Consider the following 16537-nt stretch of genomic DNA (forward strand, 5'->3'; position numbering starts at 1 on the left):
TGCGATTGGCGATGTGAATTAAAGCGCTTAAGCTAAGAAGTAGATGATGATACCGACCAAACAAGGCAATTACTTTGTTTGGTCGGTATCGTTGATGTGAGTATTAAGACTCTGTAAGACTGGATTTAAGCGACTTTGCCTCAGCTTGCACTGAATCCGGGCCGTTCTCAATAACATCGTTGAGCGTTGATATCGCCGAATCATAATCTTGAATTTCGATGTAAGCTTTCGCTAAATCTAATTTAGCGGCAAACCCTTCATCCTCTAAATCAACATCCGTGGTATTTTCACCCGCTAATAGCTCTTCAAAATCGCCAAGCCCAACGTCCATATTTGCACCAACGTAAGGTTCAACATCGCCATCAAGGTCGTCGCTTTGTTCAAGTAAGTCTTCAATTTCTAAGTAATCTTCTGTACCTTCGGCATCCGTTGGTAGCGCTTGGGCTTCCCCTGCGACCAATTCGTCTTGTAACAAGCTATCGAAATCTACTTCGAAATCTTCTGCATTTCCGGCGTCAAAGTCACTGGGATCATCCAGTTCGCTGAGTAGAGCATCGAAGTCTGCTTGGGTGAAGTCAGCCATAAATTCTTTTTCAATTTCGGCTTCATTGACCTCTGGTAATTCAGATTCTGTTTGTGGCTCAGAAAGTAGAGTTTCCAAGTCATCTTCATCGTTGAATTCAGACAGAGTCTCTTCGCCAAAATCTGCATTTAATTCAGGCAGCTCGTCTTCGATTTCAAGCCCAGGTTCAGACTCAAACGTGTCACTTTCTGCTTCTTCAACCTGCGCTTCAGGCTCGTCTTCAAGCAAAGCCTCTTCATCAAAATCTGCAGTTAACTCTGGCAGCTCGTCTTCGATTTCCAGATCTGGCTCGGACTCTAGCGTGTCACTCTCAGCTTCTTCGACTGGTGCTTCAGGCTCATCAGCAAGCAAAGTCTCTTCATCAAAGTCTGCTGTTAACTCTGGTAGCTCGTCTTCAACTTCCAGTGCAGGTTCAGACTCAAGCGTATCACTTTCAGCTTCTTCGACTGGTGCTTCAGGCTCATCAGCAAGCAAAGTCTCTTCATCAAAGTCTGCTGTTAACTCTGGTAGCTTGTCTTCAACTTCCAGTTCAGGTTCAGGTTCAGACTCAAACGTATCACTTTCTGCTGCTTTGACCGGCGCTTCAGGCTCGTCTTCAAGCAAAGCCTCTTCATCAAAATCTGCAGTTAACTCTGGCAGCTCGTCTTCGATTTCCAGATCTGGCTCGGACTCTAGCGTGTCACTCTCAGCTTCTTCGACTGGTGCTTCAGGCTCATCAGCAAGCAAAGTCTCTTCATCAAAGTCTGCTGTTAACTCTGGTAGCTTGTCTTCAACTTCCAGTTCAGGTTCAGACTCAAGCGCATCGCCTTTAGCTTCGTCGAGCGGCGCTTCAGGCTCATCAGCAAGCAAAGTCTCTTCATCAAAGTCTGCTGTTAACTCTGGTAGCTTGTCTTCAACTTCCAGTTCAGGTTCAGGTTCAGACTCAAACGTATCACTTTCTGCTGCTTTGACCGGCGCTTCAGGCTCGTCTTCAAGCAAAGTCTCTTCGTCGAAATCCGCAGTTAACTCTGGTAGCTCGTCTTCAACTTCCAGTTCAGGTTCAGACTCAAGCGCATCGCTTTTAGCTTCGTCGAGCGGCGCTTCAGGCTCATCAGCAAGCAAAGTCTCTTCGTCGAAATCCGCAGTTAACTCTGATAGCTCGTCTTCGATTTCAAGCCCAGGTTCAGACTCAAACGTGTCACTTTCTGCTTCTTCGACCTGCGCTTCAGGCTCGTCTTCAAGCAAAGCCTCTTCATCAAAATCTGCAGTTAACTCTGGCAGCTCGTCTTCGATTTCAAGTGCAGGTTCAGACTCAAACGTATCGCTTTCTGCTTCTTCGACTAGCGCTTCAGGCTCATCTTCAAGCAAAGCCTCTTCATCAAAATCTGCAGCTAACTCTGGCAGCTCGTCTTCGATTTCAAGTGCAGGTTCAGACTCAAACGTATCGCTTTCTGCTTCTTCGACTAGCGCTTCAGGCTCATCTTCAAGCAAAGCCTCTTCATCAAAATCTGCAGTTAACTCTGGCAGCTCGTCTTCGATTTCCAGATCTGGCTCGGACTCTAGCGTTTCACTCTCAGCTTCTTCGGCTGGCGCATCAGGTTCGTCTTCAAGCAAGGTTTCTTCATCGAAATCTGCAGCTAACTCTGGCAGCTCGTCTTCGATTTCAAGTGCAGGTTCAGACTCAAACGTATCTGCTTCTGCTTCTTCGACTAGCGCTTCAGGCTCATCAGCAAGCAAAGTCTCTTCATCGAAATCTGCAGTTAACTCTGGCAGCTCGTCTTCGATTTCAAGCTCAGACTCAAACGTATCACTTTCTGCTTCTTCGACTAGCGCTTCAGGCTCATCAGCAAGCAAAGTCTCTTCATCAAAGTCTGCAGTTAACTCTGGCAGCTCGTCTTCGATTTCAAGCTCAGGTTCAGACTCAAGCGCATCACTTTCTGCTTCTTCGACTGGTGCTTCTGGTTCGTCTTCAAGTAAGGTATCTTCGTCGAAATCCGCACTAAATTCAGGTAAATTATCTTCATCAAAGCCTGAGATTTCATCGTCGAGAAGATCGTCATCAAGCCCATCCTCTATATCAAATTGAGCGTCATTGGATAATGCTTCTGATAGTGCTTTTTCAGTTTCGCTTTGCGAGTCAGTAGTTTCAAGCTCTTCGCCAAGTTCCAGCTCAGGGTAACTATCTAGCTCTGCGCTTGGTTGCAGATCTTCTTCGTCAAGAAACTCTTCTTCTGCCAGTAAATCCACTTCGTCATTAAGTGGATCATCTCCCAGCTCAATTTCAACTTCTTCATCCGAAAAGTCGTCTTCAAGTTCAGCATCCAACTCAAACTGTTCTTCGGCTTGAAGCTCCTGTAATAGCTCATCAACACTTTTTAAATCAGGATCTTCAAATTCACTGTCGTCGTCAGCTTGAACATTCTCATCACTAAAATCTGCTTCATTGGCTAGATCGGACTGTAATGTATCTTCCACCGGTTCTTCAGATGATTCAGGAATAGCATCCTCTTCATCCAACATACCAGACAAGTGTCCTGACTCCGTTTGCTCAGACTCTGCTAAATGCTGTTCAGACCCCAGTTCAGGCTCGTCAGATTCTTCTTCCAGCTCCGGCAAATCACCTTCTGGTGTTTCGTCAACTAATGCATCTATTTCGTCATTGGCCAGTTCATCAGATTCTTCTTCCAGCTCTGGCAAATCACCTTCTGGCGCTTCGTCTAGTAATGCATCAAGTTCGTCATTTTCCAGTTCATCAGATTCTTCTTCCAGCTCTGGCAAAACATCTTCTGGTGTTTCGTCAACTAATGCATCTAGTTCGTCATTTGCAAGTTCATCAGATTCTTCTTCCAGCTCTGACAAAACATCTTCGGGTGTTTCGTCAACTAATGCATCAAGATCGTCATCGGCCAGTTCATCAGATTCTTCTTCCAGCTCTGGCAAAACATCTTCTGGTGTTTCGTCAACTAATGTATCGAGTTCGTCATTTTCCAGTTCATCAGATTCTTCTTCCAGCTCTGGCAAAACATCTTCTGGTGTTTCGTCAACTAATGCATCTAGTTCGTCATTTCCCAGTTCATCAGATTCTTCTTCCAGCTCCGGCAACGTATCTTCTGCAGATTCGTCTAGTAACTCATCTAGATTGTCATCTGCAGGCTCACCAACTTCTTCTTCAAATTCTGGTAATGCGTCTTCTGGTACTTCGTCTACTAATGCATCGAGCTCGTCCTCTGCAGACTCACTACCTTCCTCTTCAAGATCCGGCAACTTATCTTCCTGCGCTTCACTTAATAAAGCATCAATATCATCGCCAGCTAGATCATCGGACTCTTCTTCCGGTTCCGGCAACGTATCTTCTTGCGCTTCATCCAATAAAGCATCGATATCATCACCAGCTAGATCATCGGACTCGTCTTCTAATTCCGGCAACGTATCTTCCTGCGCTTCACTTAATAAAGCATCGATATCATCACCAGCTAGATCATCGGACTCTTCTTCTAATTCCGGCAACGTATCGTCCTGTGCTTCATCCAATAAAGCATCAATATCGTCATCAGCAAGATCACTAGGCTCTTCTTCTAATTCCGGTAACGTATCTTCCTGCGCTTCATCTAATAAAGCATCAATATCATCACCAGCAAGATCACCGGATTCTTCTTCTAATTCTGGCAACGTATCTTCCTGCGCTTCATCCAATAAAGCATCAATATCATCACCAGCAAGATCACCGGATTCTTCCTCTAATTCCGGCAACGTATCTTCCTGCGCTTCATCCAATAAAGCATCGATATCATCACCTGCAAGATCACCGGACTCGTCTTCTAATTCCGGCAACGTATCTTCCTGCGCTTCATCTAATAAAGCATCAATATCATCACCAGCAAGATCACCGGATTCTTCTTCTAATTCCGGCAACGTATCTTCCTGCGCTTCATCCAATAAAGCATCGATATCATCACCGTCGAGCATATCTGACTCTTCGTTAATTTCAGCTAACGTATCGTCTTGCACTTCATTTAACAGGGCATCAATATCATCACCCGCAAGCTCAGTACTTGGTTCCTCAAAATCAGGCAATGCATCATCGTCAGCATCTTGAGAGGCATCAAGTAGCGCATCGATATCATCGGCATCGACTAAGCTCTCACTATCAAAATTGCCGCTAAATTCGGGCTCTTCATCTAGCGCACCGTCAAGAATTGAATCGATATCATCATCGTTTGCAACAGCACCAGCTTGCTCATCAGCGAGTTCCTCGCTCAGGGCTGCAAGGGCATCATCACTAACATCAATTTCTTCATCTTGAGACTCATTGAACAAATCATCAAGATCGCTGTCACTTAAAATATCTTGGCCATCATCAACATCAAGCGAAACTTCATCACCAGTCTCGTCAAAGCTCTGTTGCATAAAGTCTTCGTCATGATCATCATCAAACGAAATATCTTCATTTAGTAAGCTATCTAATTCATCTTGGTCTAACGTATCACTTCCTTCATCGAAGTCGTCATCAAGTGAGTCAAAGGTAATTTCATCGTCTTCAGGTAAGATATCGTCATCTAACTGTACGCTTGCGCCCAGAGCGTCTTCATCGTCGCCCATTCCGATATCAAGTGGGTCTGGCTCAGGGTCAAATGCAGTCGCAGCGGTTGCAGCTCCCGCCGCCGCAGCGCCTGCAGCCACAGATGGTGTTTGCGGAAGAAAATCGTCGTCATCTGTCGACGCTTGAGATTGATTTCTTCGGCGTAGAAACATAACGAATCCAGCAATTGCCAGTAGTGCCGGTAATGTGGCAAGTAACGCAATGCCAGCTGGTGAGCTAAAGAATGTGCTTAACTCGCTACTTTCTTGCGCTTTTGCCTGAGCTGCCTGCTGATCAATCATTTCATTTTGCAAGTCAATAACAGCCTTGAGCTGTTGCTGGATTTCGCTGTCTTTACCAAGTTGGGTACGAACCGTTTGAAGTTCAGTAGAAATAGCGCCGAGCTGCTGTTTTAATTTATTGTTTTCGGATAGGATTTCTTCAACATTACGCACCGAGGATTTGAACTCTTTTTGTAAGTCCATCAGGCGCATGTCCTGTTCCATTTTTAAAGAGCGCAGTTGATTAGTCAGGTCTTCTTTTGCTTCTTCTACATCGACTTTACGAGCTTGTGTAACCTTTTTTTCGGCTTCGTTTATTGCATTTGGATTCAATAATCCCTTACGCTTCATTTCCCAAAGTTTGTCATCTTGATCCGACTTTTGCTTTGCCAACTCAGGGTTAACACTGCGAATTTCATTGATGGTAGGAATACGTAAATACGCCCCATCCTGCATATGGTTGAGGTTTTTATCTAGAAATGAATTAGGATTTTTATCGTAAAGCGCCTTCATCACCTGATAAATGGTGACCGAGTCATCTGGTCGCACTTTTTGTGCTATACGCCACAATGTATCCGTGGGTCTGATAGGCCCTATTGACCGACCTTGAGCCCCATAATCAACCCCTTTAGGGCCTTTTAGCACTACCCCCTCTTGGGTATATACTGGTGTGGCAATCAGTGCGAATACAAAGATACTAAATAAGGCTAAACCGCGCATGCCGATCCTTTACTCAAATGTTTAACACCCGTTAAACGACGTTTTATTATTATGGCTTTGAAGCAAGCTCTATTCCAAATGCAAACTATAAACCAGATATGTTGGAATATCCATTGCAACGTATTGAAAGTTAACATGGTTATAATGCTTTTTATTGATTTTGGAATAGCTGATATAGGTGAAGAATAGTCAAGTATTTGACTTAACGGCAAACTTCTTGGCAGAAGTTTGCCGTTATAGCGCAGAAAGGTAAGCAAAACTCTGCTTACTTTGCGATATCAATGGGTACTTATAGATAGCTTTCTATCAGGGCTTCTGCAATTTGGATGCTATTTGTTGCGGCACCTTTTCTAGTGTTGTCTGATACCACCCATAAGTTTAAGCCTAGTGGATGTGAAATATCTTGCCTTACACGACCTACATAGACGGTATCGTTACCACTTGCATCACTTACCGGTGTTGGGTAATCATTTTCGTCTTCAATTAGCTCAACACCCGGCGCATCAGCAAGTAACTGCTTAACATGTTCAAGATCATAAGGCATGCGCGTTTCAAGATGAATGGCTTCAGCATGACCGAAAAACACAGGAACGCGAACCGCAGTCGGGTTAACCAAAACACTCGAATCGCCCAAGATTTTTTGCGTTTCCCACACCATCTTCATTTCTTCTTTGGTGTAACCATTTTCTTGGAACGCATCAATTTGAGGAATGACATTAAAAGCGATTTGTTTGCTAAATACTTCGTTTTCCATCGGTCTTGCATTCATTAAGTTTGCAGTTTGCTTAGCCAACTCATCTACCGCTTCTTTACCTGCGCCAGATACCGCTTGGTAAGTTGAGACATTAATTCTGTCAATGCCATAGGCATCATAAATTGGTTTAAGTGCCACTAGCATTTGGATTGTAGAGCAGTTTGGATTAGCAATGATGTTACGATTTCTAAAATCTGCAAGACTGTCTTTATTCACCTCAGGAACGACTAATGGAATATCAAAGTCGTATCTGAAATGTGAGGTGTTATCTATCACAATGCAGCCAGCTTCAGCGGCGATTGGTGCATATTTCTCTGACACGGCACCACCCGCTGAAAACAAACCGATATGGGCATTAGAAAAATCGAATTCTTCAACATCCAGAACTTCGATTTTTTCACCCATAAAGTCAATTTCTTCACCCGCGCTTCGGCTACTCGCGAGTGGGTACAATGTGTCTACAGGAAATTTTCGTTCCGCTAGTAATTCGATAATTTGCTTGCCAACAAGACCTGTTGCACCAAGTACCGCAACATTATATTTTTGCGACATTATTTTTCCTCATTCTGTAATATACCAACCATTGCACTTAGCTCTTGTGCTCAGAAAAGCCAAGTTGGTAAAGCTTTTCACTGATTGGTGAGTCATTATTGACTGCAATTGTACTAAATTCTCGACGCACGGGATATGCCTTACGCAAGGTATCAAAGCCCAATGTGTTTAGCTGTTTTCTCATGATGCCATCATCGCGACGAATGTCGTAAACAAGATGCGCTAAGTTGACAATATCCTGCTCGTTGGCTGTGCTTTGCAATTGGCAGCCAGTGACACTTGGCTTAGGAAGAAAATCACTAATCGTTTTGTTGGCTGGTAAATCGAACTCTCGGCATACGGCTTCGTATAACATTTGCGTGCCTCGTGCCTTGCCTTCTAGCGTATGGCCGGCAATATGTACAGAGGCAAAACGAGTATATTGCAATAATGGCTGCAAAATATCCGGCTCATTTTCCCAAACGTCTAAGATCAGCTCAAGCGTTTGCCCCTTCTCTACCGCGTGCAAAAGCGCTTGATTATCGATAACATCTCCACGGCTTGCATTGATTATCACCGTACCCGGCTTTAATGCCGCTATCCGCGGTGCATCAAGTAGGTGAACCGTTTTATGCGGGCCCTGCTTAACTAATGGAACGTGAAATGTCACGATATCCGCGCGCGCTAAGGCTTCATCTATGGCTACATGTGAATCCAGTGTCCCCGCTTGCTGCCTTACTGGGTCACACAATAGTATCGTAAGACCAAGCCCTTTAAGCTTTGATGCCAAACACGCGCCAATATTACCAACACCAATGATGGCAATCGTTTTATCTTGAAGTGGCGTGGAGGTTTCTTGTGCGTACGCAAGTAAAGCGCTTATCACGTACTCGGCAACAGCTATCGCATTACAACCCGGTGCGCTGCTAAACGAGATATTGGCGCTGTCCAGCAACGAGGTATCAATATGATCAATCCCTATTGTCGCAGTCCCCACAAATTTCAGTTTATCGGCTTTTGCTAACAGGGCCTTGTTGACCTTAGTGACTGAACGAGTCAACAGAATATCGACATTTTTTAGCTCATCAGGTTGAAGGTTACGGCCATCAAACCGAGTTACCTCACCAATTTCACAGAAGAATGACTCAACTAAGGGCATATTTTGATCGGCTAATATTCGCATGCGGGTTTCCTGTCACCTATTGTCTCGAGTACTCAGGCGATAACACATCGCCTGAGTCGAGTTTAACATGGCAAGGTAGGCGACTAATAATAAAACCTTTTATTTTGTGTCACCGTTTTATTGCAACCAAAGGCTATTGCGAAAAACATCACACAGCATACAAAAACGACCGCTCCCTTAAGACTTAACCAACCTCCTGAATCAAGTAAAGGACAAAACGTCATGGCCAACACATTAATACAACACAATAATAAAGCCCAACGGGTATAAGCACGGTAGCCAAGTAATGCGGCAAACAAGCTGCTAAAAACATTAAAAATTACCGCCTCAGGAAAGAGGTGAAAGGCCGACAACATAGCCGTGAAGGCCAAAATAGTGACTAGATAAAAAATACTCTGCTGCATCTTGTTTCTCCTTAACGTGGACAGCTATATCAACCGCTACACTAGGGCGTGGCGGTGAATCCTAACTCACATAGCGACCAAAAAAATGGACTGCATTTGCTACTCCTTAGCAATTCTTAAAAGCACCATTTCGTGGCTATGCTTAACCCAATTGTAGAAACATTAACGTGTATTTCAATGCAAATCAGACATGAAGTTTTGGCAATTATAATGCACAGATAACGAACTTCTCTGAAAGAAATTTCATGTGCATTTTCGTCATATTGCACTACGTTCATTACACTTAAATATCGATCAGTAATTAATAGCGTTGAAAATTCTCTCAGGTTATAGCTGGGGGTGTAATCAATAACTTTTAAATTACTGACATGAGAAGCATGACTCATTTAACACTCAGATTAAGTACAAAACGTAAATAATATGTCACAACAAGGCATCAACTAATTCGCATACAGGATATGAAGACGCTTGAAATATCAGCGTTAACCAGCTAGTCTAACTGGGTGGTCAGACCTCTTATAAGGAAGAACAACATGACACTTATATTTGTTCTCGCGTTGTTAGCCTTGCTCAGCGCAGCAAGCTATCATCGCGCAAGCTGGAATACCGCTCTAGGTATTGCAGCAGTTACAATGCTAGTTGGCACCTTTGCTGGTGCATTTGGCATTATATCTTGGTTAGTTTTCTTAGCGATTGTTATTCCGCTTTCAGTAACGAACCTGCGTCAGCAGTACATCGTGGCTCCGGCATTTAAAGCGTTCAAAAAAGTTACGCCGACAATGTCAGAAACCGAGAAGTCAGCGATTGATGCAGGTACTACTTGGTGGGAAGCCGATCTATTTTGTGGTAACCCAAACTGGGATAAACTTCATCAGTTTCCAAAGCCTCGTTTGAGCGTTGAAGAACAAGCGTTTTTGGATGGTCCGGTGGAAGAAGTGTGTGCCATGCTTAACGATTGGGAAGCAACACACGAGCTGACTGACTTACCGCAAGACGTGTGGCAATACTTAAAAGACAACAAGTTCTTTGCGATGATCATCAAAAAGCAATACGGTGGTCTTGAGTTTTCAGCTTACGCGCAATCTTGTGTACTACAAAAGCTTACCAGTAAATCAACTTTACTTTCGTCTATCGTGGGCGTACCTAACTCGTTAGGCCCAGGTGAACTACTTCAGCACTACGGTACTGACGAGCAAAAAGAGCACTACTTACCTCGCCTTGCTGTGGGTGATGAAATCCCTTGTTTTGCATTAACGTCACCGGAAGCGGGCTCTGATGCTTCATCGATCCCTGACTTTGGTGTGGTATGTAAAGGCGAATGGGAAGGTGAAGAAGTATTAGGTATTAGCCTAACGTGGAACAAACGTTATATTACTTTAGCACCTGTTGCGACTGTACTTGGTCTGGCGTTTAAGATGCGCGACCCGGACGGCCTATTAGGTGATAAAGAAGAGCTAGGTATTACTTGTGCGCTTATTCCTACAAACACGCCTGGCGTAAAAATTGGCCGCCGTCACTTCCCACTGAATGTGCCGTTCCAAAATGGTCCTACCCAAGGCGAAAACGTGTTTGTACCACTCGATTTCATTATCGGTGGCGCAAAAATGGCAGGACAAGGCTGGCGCATGCTAGTTGAGTGTTTGTCGGTTGGTCGTGTTATTACGCTACCTTCAAACTCTGCCGGTGGTATTAAATCCCTTGCAGTTGCAAGTGGCGCATACAGTCGCATTCGTCGCCAGTTCAAACTTCCTATCGGTAAGATGGAAGGGATTGAAGAGGCACTAGCGAAACTGGGTGGCTATGCGTATAGCTCCGATGCTGCGGTGACTATGTCAACTGGCGCGGTAGATTTAGGTGAAAAGCCTTCGGTTGTTTCTGCCATTTTGAAGTACCACTTAACCGAACAAATGCGTGCTTCAACCATCCATGCCATGGATATTCATGGTGGTAAAGGGATTTGTCTAGGTCCAAACAACTATGTTGGCCGTGGTTACCAAGGTGCACCAATTGCAATTACGGTAGAAGGTGCAAACATCCTAACCCGTAACATGATCATCTACGGTCAAGGCGCTATTCGTTGCCATCCTTTTGTACTGGCTGAACTTGAGGCTTGTTCTATCAAAGATAAACAAGAAGCGCTTGATAGCTTCGATAAATCCTTGATGGGTCACATCGGTTTCACTATGTCGAACTTGGTAAGAACTAAGTGGTTAGCGCTAACCGGTGCACGTTTCACCAAAGTACCATTTAACGATGAAACTGCGGTTTATTATCGTAACGCTGCTCGTTACAGTGCATCATTGGCATTAATGTCTGATATTTGTATGGCTGTATTTGGTGGTTCACTTAAGCGTAAAGAGCGTATTTCTGCACGTTTAGGCGACCTATTAAGCTACCTTTATCTGGTTTCTGCAACGCTTAAGCGCTATAACGATGAAGGTCGCCGTAAAGAAGACTTACCGTTTGTTCAATGGTCTTGTCAGGAGCACCTGTACCTTTGTCAACGTGCCCTTGCTGACTTAATCAACAACATGCCTTCTGCTGCATTACGTGGCCTGTTGAAAGTGGTCCTGTTCCCATTTGGTCGTCCGGTTCGTAAACCAACCGACAAAATGGAGCACAAACTTGCTCAGTTACTTCAAGTACCTAGCGAAACGCGTGACCGCCTTGCAACACATATCTACTTAAAAGATGAGCCTCTGTGCTTGCTTGGTAAGCAAGAGCAAACGCTAAAAGACATTCTTGCCGTAGAGCCGTTATTTGAAAAGGTATGCCGTGGTACTGGTAAAAAGTTACCGTTTATGCAACTTGATAAAGTGGCAGCAATGGGACTTGAAGCAGGTGTACTGAGCGAAGACGAAGCAGCTAAATTGACTGCCGTTGAAGCAAAACGTCTTGCCGTTATCAACGTTGATGACTTTGACCCTGAAGAGTTACTTGCCGGTAAAGCAAGAACTAAGGAATCAAGTAAAGCAGACGCAGCATAACTATTTTTGTTTAGGTAGTGCTATCCATACTACCCTAGCAATTAGCGTGGATATAAAGGTCAGAATTTTCTGACCTTTTTTCTTGGCAGATTAGAGCCGGGGGAACACAGCTCTAGTGATTTAAAATAAATATCGCACCTTAAACGTCACTAAGTCTTGCACTGGTTGCTGCCATAAATCGGCGACACTCCCAAACCAGTCTCTGCGCCCTACTTGCGACTTTTCAAGTGTCGAAAAGTTTGCACCTCCTCGCTGATATACTAAAAAAATATCTGAATATGCACCCATGCGATAACGCAGTTTTATCTGGCTTGCTAAGCGCCTGTCGTCAAAGCTGGTATCAGCATGAGCTTCACGAAGCTCACCGTTGGTAATTTGATAAATCGTCTTACTTTGCGCTTCAAGTATCGTCCACTGTAGCGAACCACTGAGTTCAAGGTTGTCGGTGATCCGGCCATTAAATTCAAACTTATTGGAAAACTCATCTCTGTCGTATTCACTCAAGCGGTTTTGCCCGTTCGCCATCAGCCAGCCATCACCGCTTCTAAAGAAATTACTCAACTTAAGGTTCCAGTTGTAGTGTGGCATCCAAGTCAAATCCACGGCGTATTGCTGTGCTGAGCCTGATATTCCTTCTTGGTCAAGCTCAACACTTGCTGCCCAAGAAAAGTCTCCCACATAAGGGCTTTGATAAAATACTCGAGACTCCACACGGCTTGGCATCTCAAACACCTCAGTGCCTCGCCCTAAGTTGTCTTGTTTACCACTGGTGTAATAATCTAGCCCGAGGTTGAGCTGACCACCATTTGCCAACAAAAACTGCGCTAAATATGCTTGTCTGGCCGCTAAACCTGTTCCAGCATTATTTTGCTCATGCCTCAGTGTGAGTGACTGCTTTAATCTGGTAAACCAGCTGTCTTTTGGGTGCACCGAGTATTCACCATAAAGCTCGCTCACCTGCCAATCATTGCGTTTCATATAGCCGAGATCACGGTTATCAAATTCGTCATCCACAGCAAAGTAGCGCGCAGCGAACTTCGTCTGTAACGAATGTTGATACTCCGCGTCTAGCGATACACCTTGACCTGTAACACTTTGCTTTTGTGTTTCTACCTCAGTTTGTAATAGCGCGCCTTTGAAAGACCAAGTATCACTACGATACTGACCATCAAGGGCATAACTCATGGCATCGCGCTTAAGAAAAGGTCGGTCCGTTTTGGTCGCAAGCACACCCGCTTGCCAATCTTGCGTGCGATAATTAGCTCTTGCTGCAAAAAACTGCTTGCCAATATCGTCCGAAAAGTCCGACTCAGACACGGCAAAAGTACCAAATTGTACCGACTTTCCTTTATGTACAAATCGTAGCGCCGCATCTATAGGGGTGATCGCGCGTGAACCGTCATCACTTGATGCCCCTATACGACGAGTATGAATAAGCTTAGTGCTTTCAAGTGCAGCAACTTCAAAAAGGCTGATATCTTGGGTGAAAAATGGACGTTTGTCGGTGCGCAACGTTTCTACGGCCGAATAATTCACGTCAACATCATCGATATCCACCTGACCAAAGTCAGGATTCACTGCAAGACTCACCTTCTGATGATGAGAAGGCTTGTAGAACAAATCAAAGCCAACATCGGACTGGTGCTGGCGCTCTGAAGGCGAAGTGCCTACAGGTGCAAATTGAGCCTGATGCGCAAAGTAAGGCACAAATGCCAATTGAGAATGCGCGGGGATCTGTGCTGTGATCTTTGGCATGGTCAGGAAGAAGTCGCTATTTGCTGTTGTATCCTCATGGTTTGCATAGATAAAATTACTTTTAAGCTCATACAACTGTACCGAAACCCCAATTTTTGTAAGCCCCTGCTCATCTCCTGGCTGAAACGACACGGTATGCCAAGGGATCAATAATTCCGTGGTCCAATACGTATCGTCAATGTGATTGGCATAGTGCCAGTCCCCATCCCAATCGTAATCCACGTTTAAGCTTGGGGTTACAACACCATCTTGCGAGCCACCACCTAATGTCACCGAAAATTGATATGCACTACTACCGTCGCCTGAAAAGTCCACAACTACCCGATTGAAGTCAGCTTGCATAAAGCGGTCATGGATATTGAATTGTCGCTTGCGCTCGGCTTTATTCTGGAAATTTTTAATACCAATATAAACGCCATCAGCAGTGGCAAAGGCTTTTGCGGTAATTTTGTCATTGGCAGATGCCAAAGTTACAGGCACAACCTGAACAAATTGTTCAAAGTGCGTAGCAGAACCCCACTGCGCTTCATTCAACTTACCATCAACCTCGATAGGTTCCGCAAGTACAGCGCCTGCCATCATGGGATAACTTAAACCGAGCCAAAATTTATTGCTTTTATTCATACATACTTTCCTCAGAGTTATGCCTGCTATTGCAACAAACTTTGCCGTAAAAAGTTCTTAACTTTTTCTGAAGAAAGCTGACTTAACCTTTATAAACATTGACTTAATCTTAAGAAACGCTAACGTTATGGGAACAATTGGTTTTGATTATTGAAATTGGTACTCGGCGTGCAGGCACAGGAAGTAGAGATGATTTGTTTTGGACATTGGCAGTTTGATCTCCAGCAAGATTGCCTAACACATAGGCAAAGCCAAAAAACCGTAAAACTTGAGCCACAAATGGCAAGGTTACTCGCACTTTTTATTGAGCATCATAACGAAGTGCTAGAGAAATATTGGCTTACCGAACAACTGTGGCAACACGCGGTTGTCGAACCCAATAGCCTTTATCAGCTTCTGACTAAACTGCGAAAAGTGCTCGGGGATGACCCTAAAAACCCGATTTACATCAAAACCATCCCAAAACGGGGCTATCGCTTTATCGCACCACTAGAAAGACATGAAATAGCGCCTCGTCATACGGCAAAACCAGTCAACGTAATCGCCAAGTCTCGTATTTTCTCACTCAGTGCCGTCGCAATGGCGGTTCTATGCTTTGGCGCAATCGCCTTTTTTAATCAAACGCCAACTGAAAAAACACCATCACGCTACGAAACCTCAAACCTCAGTCATGAGCTTGGCCTTGAATTTGACGTTGATGCCCACCAAAGCAAAAATCTCATCGCCTATGTAAAAGATTTTACTCACCTTATTATTGCCAACAAACAAGGCTATCAATTAAATAAACACCGCTTTGATTCGAGGATCAGCTTTCCAAGTTGGAGTCCCGGCTCAGACAAGCTGGCTTTTTGGCAATATCAAGGTAGTGGCTGCCAACTTCATGTTATGACTGCCGCAGGGCAATTTTTTCATAGCTCGCAAATTCTTCCGTGCCAAGTTGGTACTAAACCCGTTTGGAAAAATGACAAAGAGCTCATCTTAACGTTCGGCCAATATAATGCCAAAGCAGCACACCTTTACCGGCTTGAGTCCCATCAAATGGTTAAGCTGCCACTTGCTTTGGCAGCCAATGAACAATTAAAAATGGCCCTTCGAGCGTGGCAAGACAAAACCTTTTATTTGATTCAAGATAAACAGCGGTTAGCAAGGCTACAAACGCTTGATGGCACGGTACATCTGCAGTGGTCAGCTCCAGTCACTTCGGTTGCGTTTGATGTTTATCATCAAGCCGTGATTGCGAGTCAATATGGCAGCCTATCACGACACTTTAGAGACGGTGACAGTCAAGCCATCAAAGAAACGGAAATTGGCTTATACACGAGCTTCTCAAGCGATAATCGCGGCGATATATTCGCAGCATTGGAGAGTTTTCAAGTTAATATCAAAGACCGAGACGATCTCCCCTTATTTTCAAGCTCAAGCATCGATTATTTACCACTGACCAACAGCTTGGGAGAAACGGCATTTATGTCGAGGCGCAGCGGCGTATGCGAGGTGTATCTATATCGCGATGATAAAATCAGTCAGCTTTCCTTTCATCAGGGGCATGAGTACGTCGGTTTTTTAGTATGGAGTCCAGAGCTGAGTTATTTGGCCTCAAACCGTGATAACGATTTAGTGATATACGACCGAAAACGCCCACTCACCCAGTTCAATTCACAGCTGAGTCAGCCTATCAAAAGCATGGGCTGGATAGATGAGCAAACACTATGGGCTTATGACGGTGAGACATTAAACCAATACAGCTTGTCTGGGGCGCTTATCAGCAGCCATGACAGTACAGCTGACTTTGTCTTTTATCACCCCGAAAGGCAAACTTGGTTTGTGCTACAACAAAACCTACTGCTGGAGTACGAGACGCTCTTCGAAAGCGACTCGGAAGCGTTAAATAAATATGCGCTAAGTCAAAAGCAAACCAATCAATTTAGTAACTTAAGAATTCGCGGCAACGACATCTATTGGCAATCCGCTTGGTCAAAAGAGGACTACATTTGGCAACTCACATTGATGCCAGAGCAAAACCCTACGCTTAAAAAAGTCGGCCACTTGATTTGGCACTACGATATCGACGCGCTTGGGGATCTACTCATAGCAAAAATGGAAAGTGTAGAAGGCGATATCAAGAAACTGACTCGCCTATCTGAAGCTGCCAACTAA

Annotated in this window: 7 protein-coding genes; 2 read left to right on the forward strand and 5 right to left on the reverse strand. The window is 44.4% G+C overall.

Translation table 11 applies throughout. The annotated features are described in order from the left end of the window. Positions 1-103 precede the first annotated feature (103 nt). The 4 genes from A587_RS0114175 to A587_RS0114190 all read right to left on the reverse strand — a co-directional run bounded on the left by A587_RS0114175 (position 104) and on the right by A587_RS0114190 (position 9014). Positions 104-6142 (reverse strand): FimV/HubP family polar landmark protein, encoded by a 6039-nt coding sequence (locus tag A587_RS0114175; RefSeq protein WP_017218113.1) that lies wholly within the window; start codon positions 6140-6142, stop codon positions 104-106. Positions 6143-6431: 289 nt separating this feature from the next. Next, positions 6432-7448: an aspartate-semialdehyde dehydrogenase gene (locus tag A587_RS0114180; protein WP_010369374.1), complete on the reverse strand. Its 1017-nt coding sequence runs from the start codon at positions 7446-7448 to the stop codon at positions 6432-6434. Between the two features lie 37 nt (positions 7449-7485). Continuing rightward, positions 7486-8610 carry a 4-phosphoerythronate dehydrogenase gene (locus A587_RS0114185; protein WP_017218114.1) on the reverse strand — a complete coding sequence of 375 codons (1125 nt, stop codon included), beginning with the start codon at positions 8608-8610 and terminating at the stop codon, positions 7486-7488. Positions 8611-8693: 83 nt separating this feature from the next. Next, positions 8694-9014: a DUF6419 family natural product biosynthesis protein gene (locus A587_RS0114190; protein WP_010369380.1), complete on the reverse strand. Its 321-nt coding sequence runs from the start codon at positions 9012-9014 to the stop codon at positions 8694-8696. A 533-nt stretch (positions 9015-9547) separates the two neighbouring features. Here A587_RS0114190 and fadE point away from each other — a divergent pair. Beyond that, a complete protein-coding gene (gene fadE / locus A587_RS0114195; protein ID WP_017218115.1) occupies positions 9548-12001 on the forward strand; it encodes an acyl-CoA dehydrogenase FadE in 2454 nt (817 codons plus the stop codon). 120 nt (positions 12002-12121) lie between these two features. Here fadE and A587_RS0114200 read toward each other — a convergent pair whose 3' ends face one another. Continuing rightward, positions 12122-14380: a DUF5916 domain-containing protein gene (locus tag A587_RS0114200; protein WP_017218116.1), complete on the reverse strand. Its 2259-nt coding sequence runs from the start codon at positions 14378-14380 to the stop codon at positions 12122-12124. 150 nt (positions 14381-14530) lie between these two features. Here A587_RS0114200 and A587_RS0114205 point away from each other — a divergent pair, with 150 nt between their 5' ends. Further along, the gene (locus A587_RS0114205) at positions 14531-16537 is read left to right on the forward strand and encodes a winged helix-turn-helix domain-containing protein (protein ID WP_232288072.1); all 2007 of its coding nucleotides are present in this window, start codon (positions 14531-14533) and stop codon (positions 16535-16537) included.

This window comes from Pseudoalteromonas sp. NJ631 (genome assembly GCF_000276645.1).
GTDB lineage: Bacteria > Pseudomonadota > Gammaproteobacteria > Enterobacterales > Alteromonadaceae > Pseudoalteromonas > Pseudoalteromonas piscicida.

Excerpts from the sequence above, each read along its gene's own strand:
- A587_RS0114175 (WP_017218113.1), bottom strand. The coding sequence starts at position 6,142 with ATGCGCGGTTTAGCCTTATTTAGTATCTTTGTATTCGCACTGATTGCC.
- A587_RS0114180 (WP_010369374.1), bottom strand. The coding sequence starts at position 7,448 with ATGTCGCAAAAATATAATGTTGCGGTACTTGGTGCAACAGGTCTTGTT.
- A587_RS0114185 (WP_017218114.1), bottom strand. The coding sequence starts at position 8,610 with ATGCGAATATTAGCCGATCAAAATATGCCCTTAGTTGAGTCATTCTTC.
- A587_RS0114190 (WP_010369380.1), bottom strand. The coding sequence starts at position 9,014 with ATGCAGCAGAGTATTTTTTATCTAGTCACTATTTTGGCCTTCACGGCT.
- fadE (WP_017218115.1), top strand. The coding sequence starts at position 9,548 with ATGACACTTATATTTGTTCTCGCGTTGTTAGCCTTGCTCAGCGCAGCA.
- A587_RS0114200 (WP_017218116.1), bottom strand. The coding sequence starts at position 14,380 with ATGAATAAAAGCAATAAATTTTGGCTCGGTTTAAGTTATCCCATGATG.